The following is a 17,786-nucleotide window of genomic DNA, read 5'->3' on the forward strand; positions in this document are numbered from 1 at the left end:
CTCAGTCAGGACAGAATGATCCATTATGAACGATAGGAGGGCGGATGTATGATAGAAAGAGAATGGAAAGCACGAGACCCCCAAAAGGTTTTTTTTCCTGTAGAATTACGACCAGTTTATATGGAGCATTCCGGTATAAAAGATAAGTACCGTCAACTGCCAAAACATGTAGCTGTTGTCGATGTCAAAAAGAATTATCCATTTGCCGTTGTTACAAATAACTATAAATTGATCACCAACGAGGAAGCATATAACCAGGCAAATATCATCATGGAGCATATCTTTCAAAATACAAAGATAGATGACATGGCTTGTTTGAACATTATCATGCCTCGTTCACGTTCATTCTGTCACATTGACTTAATTCATGAATCATCCAATTTTCTCTTTGAAAAGGACAAATGGACGGCATTCCTTCGTATCACAAACAGTTACAACAGAACCCGTCTTCTAAGATATAACCTGGGGTTTTGCCGGTGGATATGCTTAAACGGGATGATTTTCGGCCAGAAAAGCGTTGAATTCAGTTATGTACACACGCATCAACAGATGGGAAAGATTAAACGGTTTGCTGAAAGCATTGGTGATATTCGTCAACTGGAGAATCAACTTATAGAAAAGTTTCATCACCTGAAACGCTACTATATCCCTGAATCTGAAATGCTGCCAATACTGTGCAGGGTATTTGACATCAAAGCGACCAACGATGACCTGAATAAGCCTAACCAGACCAAACGTTTGCAGAATTTCTATAGCCACGCAACAAAAACCATTAAATCCTATTTTTCCGACATGGGACCTCACGGCTATGCAGCACTTAATGTAATTTCTGATTATGCATCTTATCCCAAAGGTGTCATAGCACCAGAAACAAGGGTGAACTCATTGCAGCAAAAATGTGGAAAATGGATTGACGAATTTGTTACTGCCATACAGGATAAAAACTTTTCTTTTGACAATTATCTTGCTGATTATCGTGAAACTGTAAACGTATTAGAAAGGTTCTGATCGGATCTATGGGCAGCTAAACAATAAACCCCTCTTTTTGACCGTGGCATTGTTCAGATGACAGGAAGATGTTACATGAATAAAAAGAGAGATCCTTTTTAGAAAACCGGCGCTCTATGAAAAATTTGCAGCACGGGAGGCGCAGAAAAAACCATGATTAAACACTTGAAATTAAAAAATGTCGGGCCGGCCCCTTCGATGTCGCTTGAATTTGGAAAGCGCCTGAACCTGTTGACCGGTGACAACGGACTGGGGAAAAGTTTTCTCCTGGACATTGCCTGGTGGGCTGTGACCCGAAAATGGCCCAACGAAATCAATCCCAGGCTGACGGCTGGAAAAAAAGCACTGCCCGCAGACAAAGGGGAAGCGACAATCCAGTTTTCATTTACCGGCAAAAGCAAGGAAGAAACCTATAAAAGCAAATATATCCCAAAGGACCAGGCCTGGACCGGGCGTGCCGGCAGGCCCGCCAATCCCGGATTGGTACTATATGCCATATCTGACGGGAGCTTTGCCGTATGGGACCCGGCCCGCAACTATTGGCGAACCCAGGATGGCATGGATGTGCAGGACCGTCCTGCCGCCTATGTGTTCAGTCCCAAAGAGGTCTGGGACGGGCTGCCGGGGCAGGAAAACACCTGGCTGTGCAATGGGCTGATCCGGGATTGGGCCGGATGGCAAAAGGAAAAAGGCGCGGCTTTCAAGCACCTTCGGGAGGTGTTGAAAGTGCTGTCGCCGTCGGATAGTGAGATTCTGGAACCAGGCAACCTGACCCGGATCAGTCTAGATGATGTGCGGGATATGCCCACCATCCGCATGCCCTATCAGCAGGATGTTGCCGTTGTTCACGCGTCATCCGGTATGCGCCGCATCATGGCCCTGGCCTATTTTCTGGTTTGGGCATGGGAGGAACATAAACAGGCGGCCAGCCATTTGCAAGAACCCAAAACACGGCAGATCATTTTTCTGATCGATGAAATAGAATCACACCTGCATCCCAGCTGGCAACGGACCATCATCCCGGCCCTGCTTTCCGTCATGAAAAAATTAACAAAAAACGTTGACGTTCAGGTGATCACGGCCACTCACTCTCCCCTGATCATGACATCGATCGAACCGCTGTTCGATGAGAACCAGGATGCCTGGTTTGATCTGGATTTTGAACGGAAGAAAGTGGTTGTTCGCCGGCGGGCGTTTGAGAAACATGGGGATGTTGGAACCTGGCTTGTCAGTGAGGCATTTGACCAGAAATCAGGGCGTGCTCTGGAGTATGAGGATCTGGTTGCAAAAGCATCCGCGTTGCTGGAAAAGGAATCTCCCAGCATTTCAAAAATAAAGGAAATGAACGATCTCCTGGTTCAGGCCCTGAACCCTAAAGACAAGTTCTTGTTCAACTGGCGATATATATGCCGGAAAAAGGGGTGGCTATCATGATCCCGGTTGCACTTCAGCCGGAACCCGCTGATTTCGATGAAAAGGTCCGGCAGCCTGGACTGAGATGGCTGACAGCAAACGGAATCGATCCCGACACCCCCCCTCCGAGAGCAACGGCCCTGCCAAATTACTGGACCCGCTCCAACAGGCAGCTCTGGGAGGCTTACTCCGGGGTGTGTGCCTATCTTGCCATATTTTTTGAATGGGTGACCGGAGCATCATCCACAGATCATTTCATTGCCAAGTCCAGACATGCCGGCAACGCATATGAGTGGAATAATTTTCGTCTCTCATGCCTGGGTGCGAATCGAACCAAACACCAGTTTGATGATCTACTGGACCCGATAGGTCTTGCGCCGGACACCTTTTTTCTGAACCTGGCAGATGGGAAAATACGACCCAACCCGTCATCACTGTCTCCAGACCAGAAAAAAGCCGCCTTAAAAACCATTCGCCGGCTCAGATTGAACAGTCCGGATCATCAAGACATGCGGGCCAGGCATTTTTCCCGTTATCTCGAAAGTAAAGATGAAAAGACCCTCAGAGAATTGTCCCCGTTTGTCTGGTACGAAGCCAAACGGCAGGAGCTGTTATGAGAATCCTGTCCCACCTGGTGGAAGCAGTCCGGAGTGCAGCGGTTTACAATCCAGATGTCCAGGTAGCGCCGGCCTGTATTCTGTGGCCGGACAAGGACCGGCTGTGGGAACCGGTGATGCCGATAGTTCAAACCGCCCTGCCGGAACTGCTGATCCTCGGGGAATTTCTTCCTGAAAAGAAAACCGGGCCGGCTATCTGGCTGCGGTGCATGCTGGCCGGCACGTTGGAGGATGCTGTTCTGCCGGAGGGTCGTACCCCGGTCCTGTACCTGCCAGGGGTAAGCCGCCAGGACCTGCGGGCTGTGGAAACCTGCCCGGACCCTCTCAAGCCTCTGGCTGAACTGCAATACCGGGGGACCATCTGGACCCAGGTCAATGCCAAGGACTGGACCCTTCTGGCCTGGCTCAAGTCAGACCAGGGCGGGCTCGGACTGGATGTGGCCCAAGATCGGGAAACAAAAACCGCCATGCAACTGGCCCTTCACCGGCTGCTGGACGAGGAACTGGAACTGCTCAAGGATAAACACCTGGACAAGGATTATTTCAACACCCTGTTGACCGGGGGTGACCCCATCCGGGATCTGCTGCTGTGGCTGGACCAGGGGGAGGCATTTCAGACGGCCCGGGGACCCAATGAATGGAAAGCGTTTACAGCGGTCTGTCGATCCCGGCTCGGGTTTCATCCGGACAATGACGGACCTCTGGCGGGCGCAGCCCTGCTGGCGGCCCATGAGGGTCCATGGGAAGCGGTCTGGGAAAGGTTCTGCGAAGCCCCGCAAAGGTACCCCAATATCCCGGCGCAAATCCGGAAATGCCAGCCTCCCACTGACACCATTTTCTGGCACACCGACGGCAAAGCTTGCAGCGGCTGGCCCCAGTGGAATGAGGATCAGGAAAAACAGCTGTATGACGCATTGATGGCCCTGTCTGAAATCCCGGCCCATGAAGGTGTGGACAAGCTGAAAACCCTGGAGGCCCATCACGGTCCCCGGCGGGAACTGGTATGGGCACAACTGGGGGAAGCCCCCCTTGCCAAAGCCCTCCAGTACCTGGCTGCCATGGCTGAGCACTCAGGGGCCGGACTGGCTGCCGGCACGGTGGAGGACCTGGCCAAAGGGTATCAGCACCAGGGGTGGCTGGTGGATGACGGGATGATCCGTGCCCTGGCCCAGGTGGCTGCTGCCAGAGATCTTGAAGCGGTGACAACAGCCATCCGGGCGATATATCTGCCCTGGGCCGAATCTTGCGCCCGCCATTTGCAGAAAACCGTTCACGAAACCGCCTATCCCGGAGGCACCTGTCTGACTGCCCCGCCGGCGGCTGCTGAATCAGGTGATTGCATATTGTTTGTGGACGGGCTTCGATTTGATGCAGGCATGCGTCTGGGAAACATGATGGACCGTGCCGGATTTACCACCACCCAGACCCCGGTATGGGCGGCCCTTCCGTCGGTGACCGGCACGGGCAAACCGGCGGTGGCACCGATATTCACATCAGATAAGATCCAGGAACATCCCGCCGGGTACCATTTTGAACTGCTCACCCATTACCAGCTCCACAAAGCCATCAAAGAAAACGGTTTCCAGATCCTGGCGAAACAGGATTTCGGAGATGTCACAGGAAAGGCCTGGTGTGAGTTCGGGGACATGGATCATGAAGGCCACACCCGGGGATGGAAACTGGCCACCTACAGGGAGACCCTGCTAAAAGAGATCCGGGACCGCATTGCAGCATTCCTGGAAGCCGGATGGAAACGGGTCCGGGTGGTCACGGATCATGGATGGCTGCTGCTGCCCGGCGGCCTGCCCAAAACAGAGCTGCCGGCGGCCCTGGTGGATACCAAATGGGGCCGGTGTGCTTCTGTGAAACAGGGGGCTTCCACGGACGAACGGCTGTATCCCTGGTATTGGAACCCTCATCAGCATGTGGCCCTGGCGGACGGGATCAGCTGTTACAAAAAGGGAGAGGAATACTCCCACGGGGGATTGAGTTTACAGGAATGTTTGACACTGGAACTCCTGGTGATGCCCAAACCCAAAAGCCCGGCCGATACGTCCATTGACATCACCGATGTGGTGTGGAAAGGGATGCGCTGTACCATTGCCGTGGAAGGGAACGTTTCCGGGTTGGTCATGGATATCCGGACCCAGGCAGGCAATGCTCAGACCAGTGTGGCCTTGAGTACCAAGCCCCTCAAAAGCAATGGTACCGCATCTGTGGTGGTGGAAAATGAAGAGATGGAAGGACTGGCCGCCGTTGTGGTCCTGGTGGATGACACCGGCTCGCTCATGGCCCAGATGGACACGAAGATCGGCGGAGAAACAGCATGATGACACTGGATGCAATCGATCAAAAAGCGGCAGATCTGCTGGACGGGTACCTGGTCCGCAAAGACCTGGTCCGGACCTTCAGCCGGCAGTTTCCCGTGCCTACCTATGTGGTGGAATTTCTGCTGGGCCGGTATTGCGCCAGCATTGACCCCGAAGAGATCGAAGAGGGCCTGGAGATTGTCCAGCGGCAGTTGACCACCCGGACCGTCAAGGCCGGAGAAGAAGAGCTGTTCAAGGCAAGGGCCAGGGAAGACGGAGAAGTCAAGATCATCGATCTGATCACGGCCCGCCTGGATGCAAAAACCGATTCCTTTGTGGCCACCCTGCCCAGCCTGCAACTCAACAACGTCCGGATCAGTTCCGACCTGGTCAACGCCCACGAACGCATGCTGACCGGCGGGTTTTATGCGGAAATCAGCCTCACCTATGATGCGGCCATTGCCCAGGAAAACAATGGCAGGCCCTTTGGCGTGGCATCCCTTCGGGAAATCCAGCTATCCAAAAGAGACGTCCTGGAAACCCTGGCCGCTGCCCGAAGCGCCTTTTCAACCAGGGAATGGATCGACTTTCTGCTGCGGTCCATCGGGATAGAGCCGTCCAGCTTGTCAGAACGGGAGCGCAACGCCTTTATGCTGCGGATGGTGCCGTTTGTGGAACGGAACTACAACCTGGTGGAACTGGGTCCCCGGGGCACGGGTAAAAGCCATTTGTTCCAGCAGGTGTCTCCCTATGCCCACCTGATCTCCGGCGGCAAAGCCACGGTAGCCCGGATGTTTGTGCACATGGGCACGGGCCAGCGGGGGCTGGTGTGCCAGTATGATGTGGTATGCTTTGATGAAATCGCAGGGGTCTCCTTTGACCAGAAAGACGGCGTGAACATCATGAAAGGGTATATGGAATCCGGGGAGTTCAGCCGGGGAAAGGAAAGCATCCGGGCCGACGGCAGCATCGTGATGCTGGGCAATTTTGACGTGGATGTGGCACACCAGCAGCGTATCGGCCACCTGTTCAGTCCCATGCCGCCCACCATGAAAGACGACACCGCGTTCATGGACCGGATTCATGCATTCCTGCCGGGCTGGGATGTTCCCAAGATCAGCGCCTCCATGCTGACGGATCATTTCGGGCTGGTCAGTGACTTTCTGTCTGAATGCTGGAGCCGCTTGAGGAACCAGAGCCGGGTCAACACCATCCAGAACCGGGTGTTTTTCGGAGGCGCCCTGTCCGGCCGGGATACCTGGGCGGTCAATAAAACCGTGAGCGGCCTGCTCAAACTGCTGTATCCGGGGCAGGAAGACGTTTCAGATGAAGATCTGGAATGGGCGGTCCGGATTGCTATGGAGGTCAGAAGGCGGGTCAAGGAGCAGCAGAAACGTATCGGCGCGGCAGAATTCCGCAACACCCATTTCAGCTATGTCATGGGCGCGGACGGGGTCGAAAAATTTGTTTCCACCCCGGAGCTGCAAACGGAAAATCAGATCGGTACGGACCCCCTGGAACCCGGACAGGTATGGACCATCTCTCCGGGCAGCAGTGAAGAATACCCCGGCCTGTACCGGATTGAAATCAATGAAGGGCCTGGTACCGGGGTCAAGATCCTGAACAAACCCATTCCTGCGGCGTTCAGGGAAAGCATGGGTTATGCTGAACAAAACCTTTATGCCCGGGCCAAACAGCTGGTGGGGGACAAAGATCCTCGCCATCATGAATTCACTGTCCAGCTCCGGGCCTTTGATGCGGCCAAATCCGGTGCCAAACTCAGCATGGCTGCTCTGGTGGCGTTATGCACAGCTCTGTTAAAAAAAAGCGTGCGGGGCGGCCTGATCATCGTGGGTGAGATCAACCTGGGCGGGTCCATCGAGCCCATACACAATCCAGTGGATATCGCAGAAAACGCGGTGGAAAAAGGGGCCGGCGCCCTGTTAATGCCAGTGGCCTGCCGCCGCCTGCTGTTTGATCTGTCCGATGATATGGCCACCCGGGTGGACATCCAGTTTTATTCCGATGCCAGGGATGCGTTGCTCAAGGCCATTGTGGAATAGCAATAACTATCCAACATACTGAATATTAAGTGGATTTCCCAAAATCATATATGGATGTTGTATTGCTTTGAGGGATTCTAATCATGATCGAAAACATTGATGAAACAAGGACAAATCTCTATGGAGTATATTCTTAACAATATTCTTCCCGGTGTAGTTGTCGCGTTCATAACGTCTATTGTTACCGTAAAATTATCAATTAATAAATTTCGGTCAGAGCGCTGGTGGGAAAGAAAGGCTGATACATATTCAAAAATAGTCACATCAATTCATCAATTATTAGCATGTTGTGAAGACCATGTGGAATATATTGAATCAGGCATGGAAGATGATTCGAATGCGGAAAAACGATTTCAAAATGCAATTCTTGCTGCAACAGGACAAATGGATAAAACTTTAGAAGCAGGTTCATTTTTTATATCATCGGATTCTGAAAAGGTGATTAAAAACTTAAAAATGAACTTGGAAAAAGCAAAAGACCAATCAGGTTTTGACGAGTATTTTACATATATTTTCGAATCCCTAAAAGAAGGCTTATCTGAAATCCAACGTCTGGCAAAAAAAGATCTGAAGATTACATAAATCAACCCTGGACATTCATGATCCGTGAAAAGAAATTCTCATAAAATCCAAGGTTAGATTTGTCCTGATGTCACACCATTGTCACACCGACAAAAAAACGGGCCTTTCAGAAATTCTATCAAAAATCCCTGAAAGGCCCGTCTTTATTGCTTGGTACCGAAGAGAGGACTTGAACCTCCACGCCTTGCGGCACTAGATCCTAAGTCTAGCGTGTCTACCAATTCCACCACTTCGGCTTTGGATCTGTCTGGAAGGAAAAGATGGTGCCGAAGGGGAGATTCGAACTCCCACAAGCGTACGCTCGCTAGTCCCTGAAACTAGTGCGTCTACCAATTCCGCCACTTCGGCACATCTGTTGACTGCGTTGTCCGCCGCAATTTAACGTTGCGTTCAAACAATGGTTGGGATATATATATGTGTTTGGAAGAATTGTCAAGAATATTTATGCTGGTGAAAAGGAAAATATGCTACTTGTTGAATCCCTGGACCGGATCAGCACCCCCTTTCAAAATGCGGTGGTCACCATCGGCAATTTTGACGGTGTTCACAAAGGGCACCAGGCCCTGCTGAAACAGGTCATTTCCAAAGCGGAAAAAATATCAGGCACGTCCGTGGCCCTGACATTCGAACCCCATCCATTGCGCGCTCTGGGCATCGACACCCCGCCGGTCATCACCCGCCATGACCAGAAAATGGAACTGCTGGATGCATCAGGCATCGATGTGGTAATGTGTCTGCCGTTTGACAAAGCCTTTGCCGCCATCCCGGCCCGGGAGTTTATTGAAAAAATCCTGGTGGAAAAAATCGGCATGAAAGCCATCATCATCGGGCCGGATTATACGTTTGGCAAAAACCGGACCGGCAATATCGCCCTGCTCCGGGAGCAAGGCCCGATCCTGGGGTTTGAAACCATAGTGGCGGACTGGATCAAAGACCCGGCCAGCCGGACCCACCGGATTTCCAGCACCCGGATCCGCCAGATTGTCATGGACGGCCAGGTGGAACAGGCCCGGCAGTTTTTAGGCAGGCACTACCAGATCCGGGGCAAAGTGGTCAAGGGGCGCAGCCGCGGAGGCAGCCAGCTGGGGTTTCCCACGGCCAACATTAAACTGCATGACGAGCTGTGCCCCAAGTTCGGGGTGTATGCCGTGACCGTGGAAACCATCCACGGCAACTTCATGGGTGTGGCCAATATCGGGTACTCCCCCACATTTGACGACCATATTTTTACCATTGAAGTCCATATCCTTGATTTTGATCAGGATATCTACGGCACCCGGATCCGGGTGAACATGGTGGCCCGGCTGCGGGATGAAAAAAAGTTTGCCGACATCCGGGAACTGTCTGACCAGATCCGGAAAGATATTAATACTGCAAAGGAAATATTATTGAAAAATGGCTCTGTTGAAGATCGTCACATATCCTGAAAAATCATTGTCAATGCCCTCGGACAAGGTGAAAATCATCGATGACGAGGTAAAGCAGCTGATCCAGGACATGGGAGATACCATGTTCCAGGAATCCGGCATCGGTCTGGCCGCCCCCCAGGTGGGGGTCAACAAACGCATCCTGGTATATGATGCCAGGGCACAGAATCCCGATGACGACGGGCCGGACCAGCAGATCATCGCGTTGATCAATCCGAAAATCATCCAGGCCGCGGGCAGTCAACTGTCGGAAAATGAAGGATGCCTGAGCGTGGTGGATTTCCGGGCCGATGTCAAGCGGTATGAACAGGTGACGGTGCAGGCCATAGACATGGACGGAAACCCAATAGAATTTGAAGCCCATGGCCTGATGGCAGTGATCATGCAGCATGAGATCGATCACCTGGACGGAATTCTGTTCATTGACCGCATCAGTACGCTGAAACGAACCATGTACAAAAAAAAGCGCATGAAACAGCTCAAGGAAGAAACCTCATCATGACCCGCATCGTTTTTATGGGGACCCCGGATTTTGCCGTGCCGCCGCTGAAAGCCCTGGCCGCCCGGCCTGATTTTGAGATCTGCCGGGTAATCACTCAGCCGGACCGGCCCAAAGGCCGGGGCAGAAAACCCAGTCCGCCGCCGGTAAAAACCGCGGCCCTGGACCTGGGCCTGACCGTGTCCCAGCCGGAAAAACTCAACACGGATGCCATGGTGGAAGAACTGACAGCCCTGGCACCGGATTATTTTGTGGTGGCTGCCTACGGCCAGATTCTGTCCCAGCGGATTCTGGATATCCCGAAAAAATATCCCGTCAATATTCATGCCTCGCTGCTGCCCAAATACCGGGGGGCCGCGCCCATCCAGGCTGCCATCCGGAATCGGGATGACACATCCGGGGTCACCATCATGGTCATGGCCAAAGAACTGGATGCCGGGGATATTCTGCTTTTCAAAGAAACCCCCATCCATCCGGAAGACACGGCCCGGGACCTGCACGACCGGCTGACTAAACTGGGAGCAGATCTGATTCTTGACACCATTGACCAGATCAATGCCGGCCGGTTGACCCCCACACCCCAGGATGCAGAAAAAGCCACCTATGCGCCCATGCTCAAAAAAGAGGACGGCCAAATCGACTGGACCCAATCCCATCTGGACGTGGTAGCCCATATCCATGCCATGACCCCCTGGCCCGGCGCGTTTACCCAATTGGCAGGCCGGCGCATCAAGGTGTTCACAGCAGCCCCGGGACAAGATGAGGCCCCGGACCGGCCGGGAACCGTGTGCGCCGTCGATGAAAAAGGCATTCACGTGGCTGCCGGCACGGGCGTGGTCATCATCCGGGAACTCATGGGCAAATCCGGCAAGCGTTTGTCTGCAGACGCATTTTTGCGGGGCCATTCTTTGGCCGTTTCCGACCGGTTTGAGTGATCCATGACCTGGGATACAAGACAGGCAGCCCTGGAAATTCTGCTGCAAACCGACCAAAAACACGCCACCCTGGACCGGGCCCTGGATGCGGTTTCTCCCAACCTGGCCCATTTATCCCAGCCGGACAAGAACCTGTGCCATGCCATTGTGTTCGGGGTGTTGCGCCACCGCAATTTTCTGGATTTCATTATCCAGTCTTTTTCAAAAATTCCCCTGACCCGCATGGATCTGCCCGTATTGACCGTGCTGCGCATGGGTTTGTTCCAGCTGCGGTTTCTGGACCGGGTTCCGGATTTTGCCGCCATTGACACCAGCGTGAATTTAATCAAAAACCGGAACGGAAAAAAAACGGCCGGATTTGTGAACGGGGTGTTGAGAAACACGGTCCGGCAGTTCCACACACTGAATCTTCCCGACCCGCACACCGATCTTCTGGGCCATATCACCATTGTACATTCCATTCCCGGATGGCTGGCCGAGCGCTGGCTGGCCCGGTATGGAGATGAGCAGATCCTGGAGCTGTGCCGGACCATCAATCAGGTACCGCCCCTGACCCTGCGGGCCAATACCCTGAAAACCACCCGGTCTGAATTAAACGACATTCTCACAGCTGCGGGTTTTGATACCCGGCTCACCTCTTTGAGCCCCCACGGGATATCGCTCATGGGATCCGGCATCCGCATCGAAGCCCTGCCCGGTTTTGACCAGGGCCTGTTTGCCGTCCAGGATGAAGCGGCCCAGCTGGTCTCGTTGATGCTGGACCCCCAACCCCATCACATTGTGCTGGACGCCTGCGCCGGTCTGGGCGGCAAAACCCTGCACATGGCCCAGATCATGGGCGGCCAGGGGAAAATCACAGCCATGGATACGGATCCCGGCAAACTGGCTTTGCTGACAGCCGAAGCCCACAGGCTCGGAGCAGGAGAGATCCAAACCCTTACCCTGGACCTCATGAAAGCGGGTCAGACCGATTTTCCCCAATATTTTGACCGGGTCCTGGTGGATGCCCCGTGCACGGGCTTAGGCGTGCTTCGCAGAAATCCGGATACCAAATGGAAACGCTCGTTTCAGGATATTCTGCGCATGGCCGGTCAGCAGAAAAAACTGCTCAATGCCGCAGCCAACCGGGTAAAACCCGGCGGGATTCTTTTATATGCCGTATGTTCCGGAGAACCTGAGGAAAACGAACATGTGGTGACGGCATTTTTAAAAAAACGCAAAGATTACGTACTGGAACCGGTCATGGACTGTTTCGGCCTGCCCATGGACCGGTATTTAACCACCTTTCCCAACGGCATGGACATGGATGGGTTTTTTGCAGCCCGGTTGAAACGCCTCACCCCGGAAACCCGTTCATAAAAACAGTTGATTGTTGGCAAAATACCCATTATGGTATGCCTTTTTTAACACCTGATTGAACCACAGGAGACCGATCATGGCACTTATTGCCCCTTCCATATTATCCGCTGATTTCACCTGCCTGGGCAAGGAAGTGTCAGCGGTTGAAAATGCCGGCGCCGACTGGATCCATATCGATGTCATGGACGGCCGGTTTGTTCCCAATATCACCTATGGCCCCATTATTGTTCAAGCCTGCAAACGGGTCACCTCCCTGCCTTTAGATGTACATCTGATGATTGAAAAACCCGAAGCCATTATTCCTGATTTTGCCAAAGCCGGGGCCGATTATATTTCCGTGCATGCGGAAACCTGCCCGCACCTGCACCGGACCCTTCAGCAGATCCGGGAACTGGGCGTGAAGCCCGGCGTGGCCCTGAACCCGGCCACCCCGCTGTCTTGCATTGAGTATATTGCGGATCAGCTGGATTTTGTGCTGATCATGAGCGTGAATCCCGGATTCGGGGGCCAGAAATTCATTGAATCCAGCATTGAAAAAATCAATGCCCTGTCCGATCTGCTGGCCAAAAAAAATCCGTTCGCCATCATCCAGGTGGACGGCGGCATCAATGCCGACACCATTGCCTCCGTGGCCCGGGCCGGGGCCAGCTGTTTTGTGGCAGGCTCGGCCATTTTCAACACCCCCGACTACAATGACACCATTGCGGCGTTGCGCTTGGCCGCTGAAAGGTAACCCATGAATAAATTCATCATCACCGTGCTGACCCAGGACCGGCCCGGCATTATCGCCCATGTGACCCGGATTCTGTTCGAGCTGGGCTGCAACCTTGAAAACGTCAATCAGATGATTCTCCAGACCCAGTTTGCCGGCCTGTTTCTGGTGGAAGCCCCGGAAAGTATGGACAAAGAACATTTGAGACAAACCCTGACCACCCGGTCGGAAGGCCGGGATCTGGTGATTCATGTCAATACCCTGGAGGAATCCCATGAAACAGGCATGGATGCGCACGGAGACATCTTTCTGATCACCACCATCGGACCGGACCGGAAAGGTCTGGTGGCCGGATTTTCCGATATTCTGGCCGCATACCGGGCCAATATCGTCAATCTTAAAGCCGTGTTCAAAGGCGGGATAGACCCCAGAGACAATGTCATGTCCTACCAGGTGTGGGTCACTCCGGATATGGATACGGCGGCAATGTTTGCGGATCTGCGCAAAAAAGCGGATGAACTGGGCCTGGATATCCGGATCCAGCATAAAAATATTTTTGATGCCATCAACAAAATATAGTCATTTAACTGCAAGGAAGTTTCCATGTTTGAAGATCATGAAATCATCTCCACCATTGAAATGGTGAAAAACGAACACCTGGATGTCCGGGCCGTGACCTTAGGCATCAACCTGTTTGACTGCATCAGCCACGACCTGGACACGTTCAGGCACAATATCCGGAAAAAAATCACGGGCCATGCCGGTGCTTTGAAATCCGTGTGCGATGCCGTGGGAGACAAATACGGCATCCAGGTGGTGAATAAACGCATCTCCATCAGCCCCATCGCCCTGGTGGGGGCTGCATTTTCCGCCGACCAGATGGTGGAAATCGCCCATGAACTCAATGAGATTGCCACAGCTGTGGACATCGATTTTATCGGCGGATTTTCCGCACTGGTGGAAAAAGGCATGGCAACCGGTGACACAGCCCTGATTAACGCCCTGCCCCGGGCTCTGGCTGAAACCCAGCGGGTGTGCGCATCCGTGAATGTGGCCACCACCAAGGCCGGCATCAACATGGATGCCGTGCTGCAAATGGCCCGGGCCATCAAACAGGCTGCGGAATTGACCGCAGACCAGGACGGCCTGGCCTGTGCCAAACTGTGCGTGTTTGCCAATATACCCGAAGACATGCCGTTCATGGCCGGGGCCTATCTGGGCGTAGGTGTGGCCGATGCCGTGATCAATGTGGGCGTGTCCGGACCCGGCGTGGTCAAACGGGCCATTGAGCGGAACCTGGAAAATGGCCCCATGACCCTGGGCAATATTGCAGAAGTGATCAAACGCACGGCCTGCAAGGTCACCCGGGTGGGAGAACTCATCGGCCGGGAAGTGGCCAGAGAACTGGATGTCCGGTTCGGTGTGGTGGACCTGTCTTTAGCCCCGACCCCGACCGTGGGAGACAGCATCGGAGAGATCTTCCAGGCGTTGGGCCTGAGCCATATCGGGGTGCCCGGTTCCACGGCGGCCCTGGCCATGCTCAATGACGCCGTGAAAAAAGGCGGGGCATTTGCTTCCTCCCATGTGGGGGGCCTGAGCGGGGCGTTCATCCCGGTGAGCGAAGACCTCAACATCGCCCAGGCGGCCCACCAGGGGTTTTTAAGCCTGGAAAAACTGGAAGCCATGACCTCGGTGTGTTCCGTGGGACTGGACATGGTGCCCGTGCCCGGAGACATCACGGAAGAATGCCTGGCCGGCATGATTGCCGATGAAATGGCCATCGGCATGATCAATGCCAAAACCACAGCCACCCGCATCATCCCCGTGCCGGGCAAGAAAGCCGGGGACAGCGTGTATTTCGGCGGGCTTCTGGGCGAGGCCAAAATCATGGCCGTTCCCCATATGGCGGATGCCAGTTTGTTTGTGCATCACGGGGGCCGGATTCCCGCACCCATCCACAGTCTGAAAAATTAAGCTTATGTCTGATTCAACCCCCGGGGAAGAACCCCCTGTCGCGTATTCGGGCCAGGACACTCCGGATCCCAGCCGGGTCCAGTACGGCATTGTTTTTGTGATCACCCTGGTGCATTTTACGGGTGATTTTTATTCCTCGTTTTTTTCACCGCTTTTGCCCGCGTTTGTGGACAAGCTGGGACTGACCCTGACCCAGGTGGGACTGCTCACCGGGCTGGTGCGGCTTTTGGCTTTTATGATCCAGCCCGTGGTGGGATATCTGTCCGACCGGCATGAGAGCCGGTGGTTTGTGTTTACCGGACTGTTTCTGGCGTTTTTCTGCATTCCGTTTTCAGGCATCGCTCCCAATTTTTATGTGCTGCTTTTGGTTCTGAGTCTGGGGTCTTTGGGCTCTTCCATGTTTCATCCGGCCACCACGGGCATGGTGCCGCTGTACAGCGGCAATCGCACCGGGTTCTGCCTGTCCATCTACAATACGGGCGGGACCCTGGCCTTTGCGTTGGGACCCGTGTTCATCACCTGGTATGTGGCCCATTGGGGCCTGGAAGCCATGCCCTGGACCGGAATGCTGGGACTGGTGGCGTTTTTGTTCTGTTTTAAATATCTGCCACGACCCAAAAGTGAAAACCTGTCTCACTTAGGATTTTTCAAATCATTGAAAGCCACTTTGGGGCCTGTGTACAAAATCATTTTTCTCATCTGGCTGGTCATGTTTCTGCGGGCCGTCACGGGCCAGGCATTCATGACATTCATGCCCATTTTTCTGGTGAATGAGGGACATCCGCTGCCCAGCGTGGGCCTGATTGTGGCGTTTTTCATCATAGCCGGTACCTTGAGCGGACTGTTGGCCGGATATATGGCGGACCGCACGGGGTTCAGGAAAATCTTTTTCATCTCTTATCTGTTCATGGCCCCGGCCCTGATGCTTTACCTGTACCTGCCCGGCCCCTGGGTATTTGCCGGCGCGTTTGTGGCCGGTTTTTTCGTGCTGGCACCCTTGCCTTTAGGCGTGGTCATGGCCCAGAAACTGGTGCCCCAGTCCCGGGCCATGGTATCCAGCCTGATGATGGGACTGGCCTATGGACTGGGCGGGGCCGTGTCTCCCCTGGTGGGGGGACTGGCTGATGTCTACGGCATCGAACCAGTGCTGTTTGCCCTGTCATTTGTTCCCGTGATCTGCCTGGGGGTCATTGCCCGGTTTCCCAGGGTGGTGTGATCCGACATGGCACAGGTGGTCCTGGTTCAGCCGCCCATTGAGGACTATTACCTGACCCGCAAGCGCACCCTGCCCTATGGGCTGATGTCCATTGCCGCAGGGCTTAGGTCCCATGGAATCACCACAGCCATCATGGATGGCCTGGCCACCCGGAAATCAAAACCCATGCACCGGCCGGAACGGTTCACTTATATGGATGAATTTTACGGCCGGGCCGACCGGTCGTTGTTCTGTTTGTTTCATACATACCGGCATTTCGGGTATCACCTGGATCATATCGCTCTGGAAACAGCCCGGCATACGCCTTTTCTGGTGGGCATCTCTTCTTTGTTTTCCGCGTATCATGACACAGCCATGGCCACGGCCGCGGCCATCCGGCGCCGGAATCCCAATGTCGTCATTGTCATGGGCGGGCATCACCCCACCTTGTTTCCTGAACAGGTAATCGCTAGTCCGGACATCGATTATGTGCTCCGGGGAGAAGGGGAACACTCCCTGCCCCTGCTGTACCGGGCCCTCCAGGAAAACACCCCCGTATCACAGATTCCCGGCATCGCGTTTCAGGAAAAATCCGACAACGTTCAGCATCCGGGACAACAGGTGATCCAGCCGCCTTACTGGACCCCGGATCTGTCCCGGCTGCCCATACCGGATCCTGTGGATCTTTCCTATTATCGCAGAAAACATCAGGATGCCATCATGGTGGTGTCCAGCCGGGGATGCCCCATGCCCTGTTCCTATTGTGCCGTGTCTGCCGTCTCCAGCCATGGCCGGTACCGGAAACGTCCGGTGGCCCATGTGATCAAAGAGATCCAAAATCAGGCGGCCGGACGGGATATCGGATTTATCGATTTTGAGGATGAAAATATCAGTCTGGACCGGACCTGGTTTCTGGCATTGCTGGCGGGGATTTCAAAGGTTTTTGCCGACCGGCCCCCTGTGGAGCTGCGGGCCATGAACGGGCTGTTCCCTCCGTCTCTGGACCTGGAAATGATCCAGGCCATGGCAGCGGCCGGGTTCAGGACATTGAACCTGTCTGTGGGGTCCATGTCGGCCGCCCAGCTGAAACGGTTCCGGCGCCCGGATGTCCGGGCCGCCCATGATCAGGTCCTGGGCTGGGCCCAAAAACAGGGGCTTGACTGTGTGTCTTATCTGATTGCCGCGGCCCCGGGCCAGCATGCATCCGATTCCCTGGCGGATCTGCTGTATCTGGCAGCCCGGCCCACCCTGGCAGGGCTGTCAATTTTTTATCCGGCCCCGGGCAGCCGGGATTATGATCAGTGCCGGCAGTCAGGAATTTTACCCGGCCATTTTTCTTTGATGCGGTCCACGGCCTTTCCCGTGGATCACACCACCACCCGGGTTCAGGCCGTGACCCTGCTGCGCCTGAGCCGGATACTGAATTATCTGAAACACCGTGCGGATGCCGGTCTGGCACCCCCCTGCCCCGGGCCGGTGCCGCATGCGGACACGCTTATTGACCCGGATCTGGACAGGGAAAAAGTCAGTGACCGGCTGGTCCAGTGGTTTTTAGATGACGGCAACATCCGGGGCGTGGATCAGGAAGGACAATTGTATGTACACAAAACCGATCCGGATCTGTGCCGGGCCTTTGCGGCAAACATGCGCAGATATCCGCCAGTGGGGGTAAAACCCCCCCGGCGGTAACTCG

General features: G+C 54.2%; 15 protein-coding genes and 2 tRNA genes. 15 read left to right on the forward strand and 2 right to left on the reverse strand.

Annotated elements, in window-relative coordinates; genetic code table 11:
• The first annotated feature begins 48 nt into the window (after positions 1 to 48).
• The 6 genes from K365_RS0111355 (at position 49) to K365_RS0111380 (ending at position 7,992) form a co-directional block, all read left to right on the forward strand.
• Entirely contained in the window at positions 49 to 1,008 is a 960-nt protein-coding gene (locus K365_RS0111355; protein WP_024334648.1) for a DUF932 domain-containing protein, read from the forward strand.
• A 153-nt stretch (positions 1,009 to 1,161) separates the two neighbouring features.
• The gene (locus tag K365_RS0111360; protein WP_024334649.1) at positions 1,162 to 2,442 is read left to right on the forward strand and encodes an AAA family ATPase; all 1,281 of its coding nucleotides are present in this window, start codon (positions 1,162 to 1,164) and stop codon (positions 2,440 to 2,442) included.
• On the forward strand, positions 2,439 to 3,038 hold the full coding sequence (locus tag K365_RS0111365) for an HNH endonuclease family protein (protein WP_024334650.1): 600 nt from the start codon (positions 2,439 to 2,441) through the stop codon (positions 3,036 to 3,038). Before K365_RS0111360 ends, K365_RS0111365 begins: the two co-directional genes overlap by 4 nt.
• The gene (pglZ, locus tag K365_RS0111370) at positions 3,035 to 5,368 is read left to right on the forward strand and encodes a BREX-1 system phosphatase PglZ type B (protein ID WP_024334651.1); all 2,334 of its coding nucleotides are present in this window, start codon (positions 3,035 to 3,037) and stop codon (positions 5,366 to 5,368) included. The genes K365_RS0111365 and pglZ overlap by 4 nt, the downstream gene beginning before the upstream one ends.
• Positions 5,365 to 7,410, forward strand: coding sequence for a BREX system Lon protease-like protein BrxL (gene brxL / locus K365_RS0111375; protein ID WP_024334652.1), 2,046 nt, complete (start codon positions 5,365 to 5,367; stop codon positions 7,408 to 7,410). Before pglZ ends, brxL begins: the two co-directional genes overlap by 4 nt.
• 120 nt (positions 7,411 to 7,530) lie before the next feature.
• Entirely contained in the window at positions 7,531 to 7,992 is a 462-nt protein-coding gene (locus K365_RS0111380) for a hypothetical protein (RefSeq protein ID WP_024334653.1), read from the forward strand.
• A gap of 151 nt (positions 7,993 to 8,143) precedes the next feature.
• Here K365_RS0111380 and K365_RS0111385 read toward each other — a convergent pair.
• Both K365_RS0111385 and K365_RS0111390 read right to left on the reverse strand, forming a co-directional pair.
• Positions 8,144 to 8,228 (reverse strand) — tRNA-Leu (locus K365_RS0111385).
• Positions 8,229 to 8,253: 25 nt separating this feature from the next.
• Positions 8,254 to 8,340: transfer RNA gene (locus K365_RS0111390), tRNA-Leu, on the reverse strand.
• Positions 8,341 to 8,456: 116 nt separating this feature from the next.
• Between K365_RS0111390 and K365_RS0111395 the strand changes: the two genes are divergently transcribed.
• From K365_RS0111395 to K365_RS0111440, 9 genes are all read left to right on the forward strand, one after another.
• Entirely contained in the window at positions 8,457 to 9,419 is a 963-nt protein-coding gene (locus K365_RS0111395) for a bifunctional riboflavin kinase/FAD synthetase (RefSeq protein ID WP_024334654.1), read from the forward strand.
• Positions 9,388 to 9,921, forward strand: coding sequence for a peptide deformylase (gene def, locus K365_RS0111400; RefSeq protein ID WP_024334655.1), 534 nt, complete (start codon positions 9,388 to 9,390; stop codon positions 9,919 to 9,921). Before K365_RS0111395 ends, def begins: the two co-directional genes overlap by 32 nt.
• Positions 9,918 to 10,853 (forward strand): methionyl-tRNA formyltransferase, encoded by a 936-nt coding sequence (fmt, locus tag K365_RS0111405; RefSeq protein WP_024334656.1) that lies wholly within the window; start codon positions 9,918 to 9,920, stop codon positions 10,851 to 10,853. Before def ends, fmt begins: the two co-directional genes overlap by 4 nt.
• 3 nt (positions 10,854 to 10,856) lie before the next feature.
• On the forward strand, positions 10,857 to 12,212 hold the full coding sequence (gene rsmB / locus K365_RS0111410) for a 16S rRNA (cytosine(967)-C(5))-methyltransferase RsmB (protein WP_024334657.1): 1,356 nt from the start codon (positions 10,857 to 10,859) through the stop codon (positions 12,210 to 12,212).
• A gap of 76 nt (positions 12,213 to 12,288) precedes the next feature.
• Positions 12,289 to 12,945 carry a ribulose-phosphate 3-epimerase gene (gene rpe, locus K365_RS0111420; protein ID WP_024334658.1) on the forward strand — a complete coding sequence of 219 codons (657 nt, stop codon included), beginning with the start codon at positions 12,289 to 12,291 and terminating at the stop codon, positions 12,943 to 12,945.
• A 3-nt stretch (positions 12,946 to 12,948) separates the two neighbouring features.
• Positions 12,949 to 13,503, forward strand: a complete 555-nt coding sequence (locus K365_RS0111425; protein WP_006965147.1) for a glycine cleavage system transcriptional repressor — start codon at positions 12,949 to 12,951, stop codon at positions 13,501 to 13,503.
• 24 nt (positions 13,504 to 13,527) lie between these two features.
• Positions 13,528 to 14,898 (forward strand): PFL family protein, encoded by a 1,371-nt coding sequence (locus K365_RS0111430; RefSeq protein ID WP_006965146.1) that lies wholly within the window; start codon positions 13,528 to 13,530, stop codon positions 14,896 to 14,898.
• 4 nt (positions 14,899 to 14,902) lie between these two features.
• The gene (locus K365_RS0111435) at positions 14,903 to 16,114 is read left to right on the forward strand and encodes an MFS transporter (protein ID WP_024334659.1); all 1,212 of its coding nucleotides are present in this window, start codon (positions 14,903 to 14,905) and stop codon (positions 16,112 to 16,114) included.
• Between the two features lie 6 nt (positions 16,115 to 16,120).
• The gene (locus K365_RS0111440) at positions 16,121 to 17,782 is read left to right on the forward strand and encodes a B12-binding domain-containing radical SAM protein (protein WP_024334660.1); all 1,662 of its coding nucleotides are present in this window, start codon (positions 16,121 to 16,123) and stop codon (positions 17,780 to 17,782) included.
• Positions 17,783 to 17,786: the final 4 nt, after the last annotated feature.

Origin of the sequence: Desulfotignum balticum DSM 7044 (genome assembly GCF_000421285.1) — a bacterium.
Taxonomy (GTDB): domain Bacteria; phylum Desulfobacterota; class Desulfobacteria; order Desulfobacterales; family Desulfobacteraceae; genus Desulfotignum; species Desulfotignum balticum.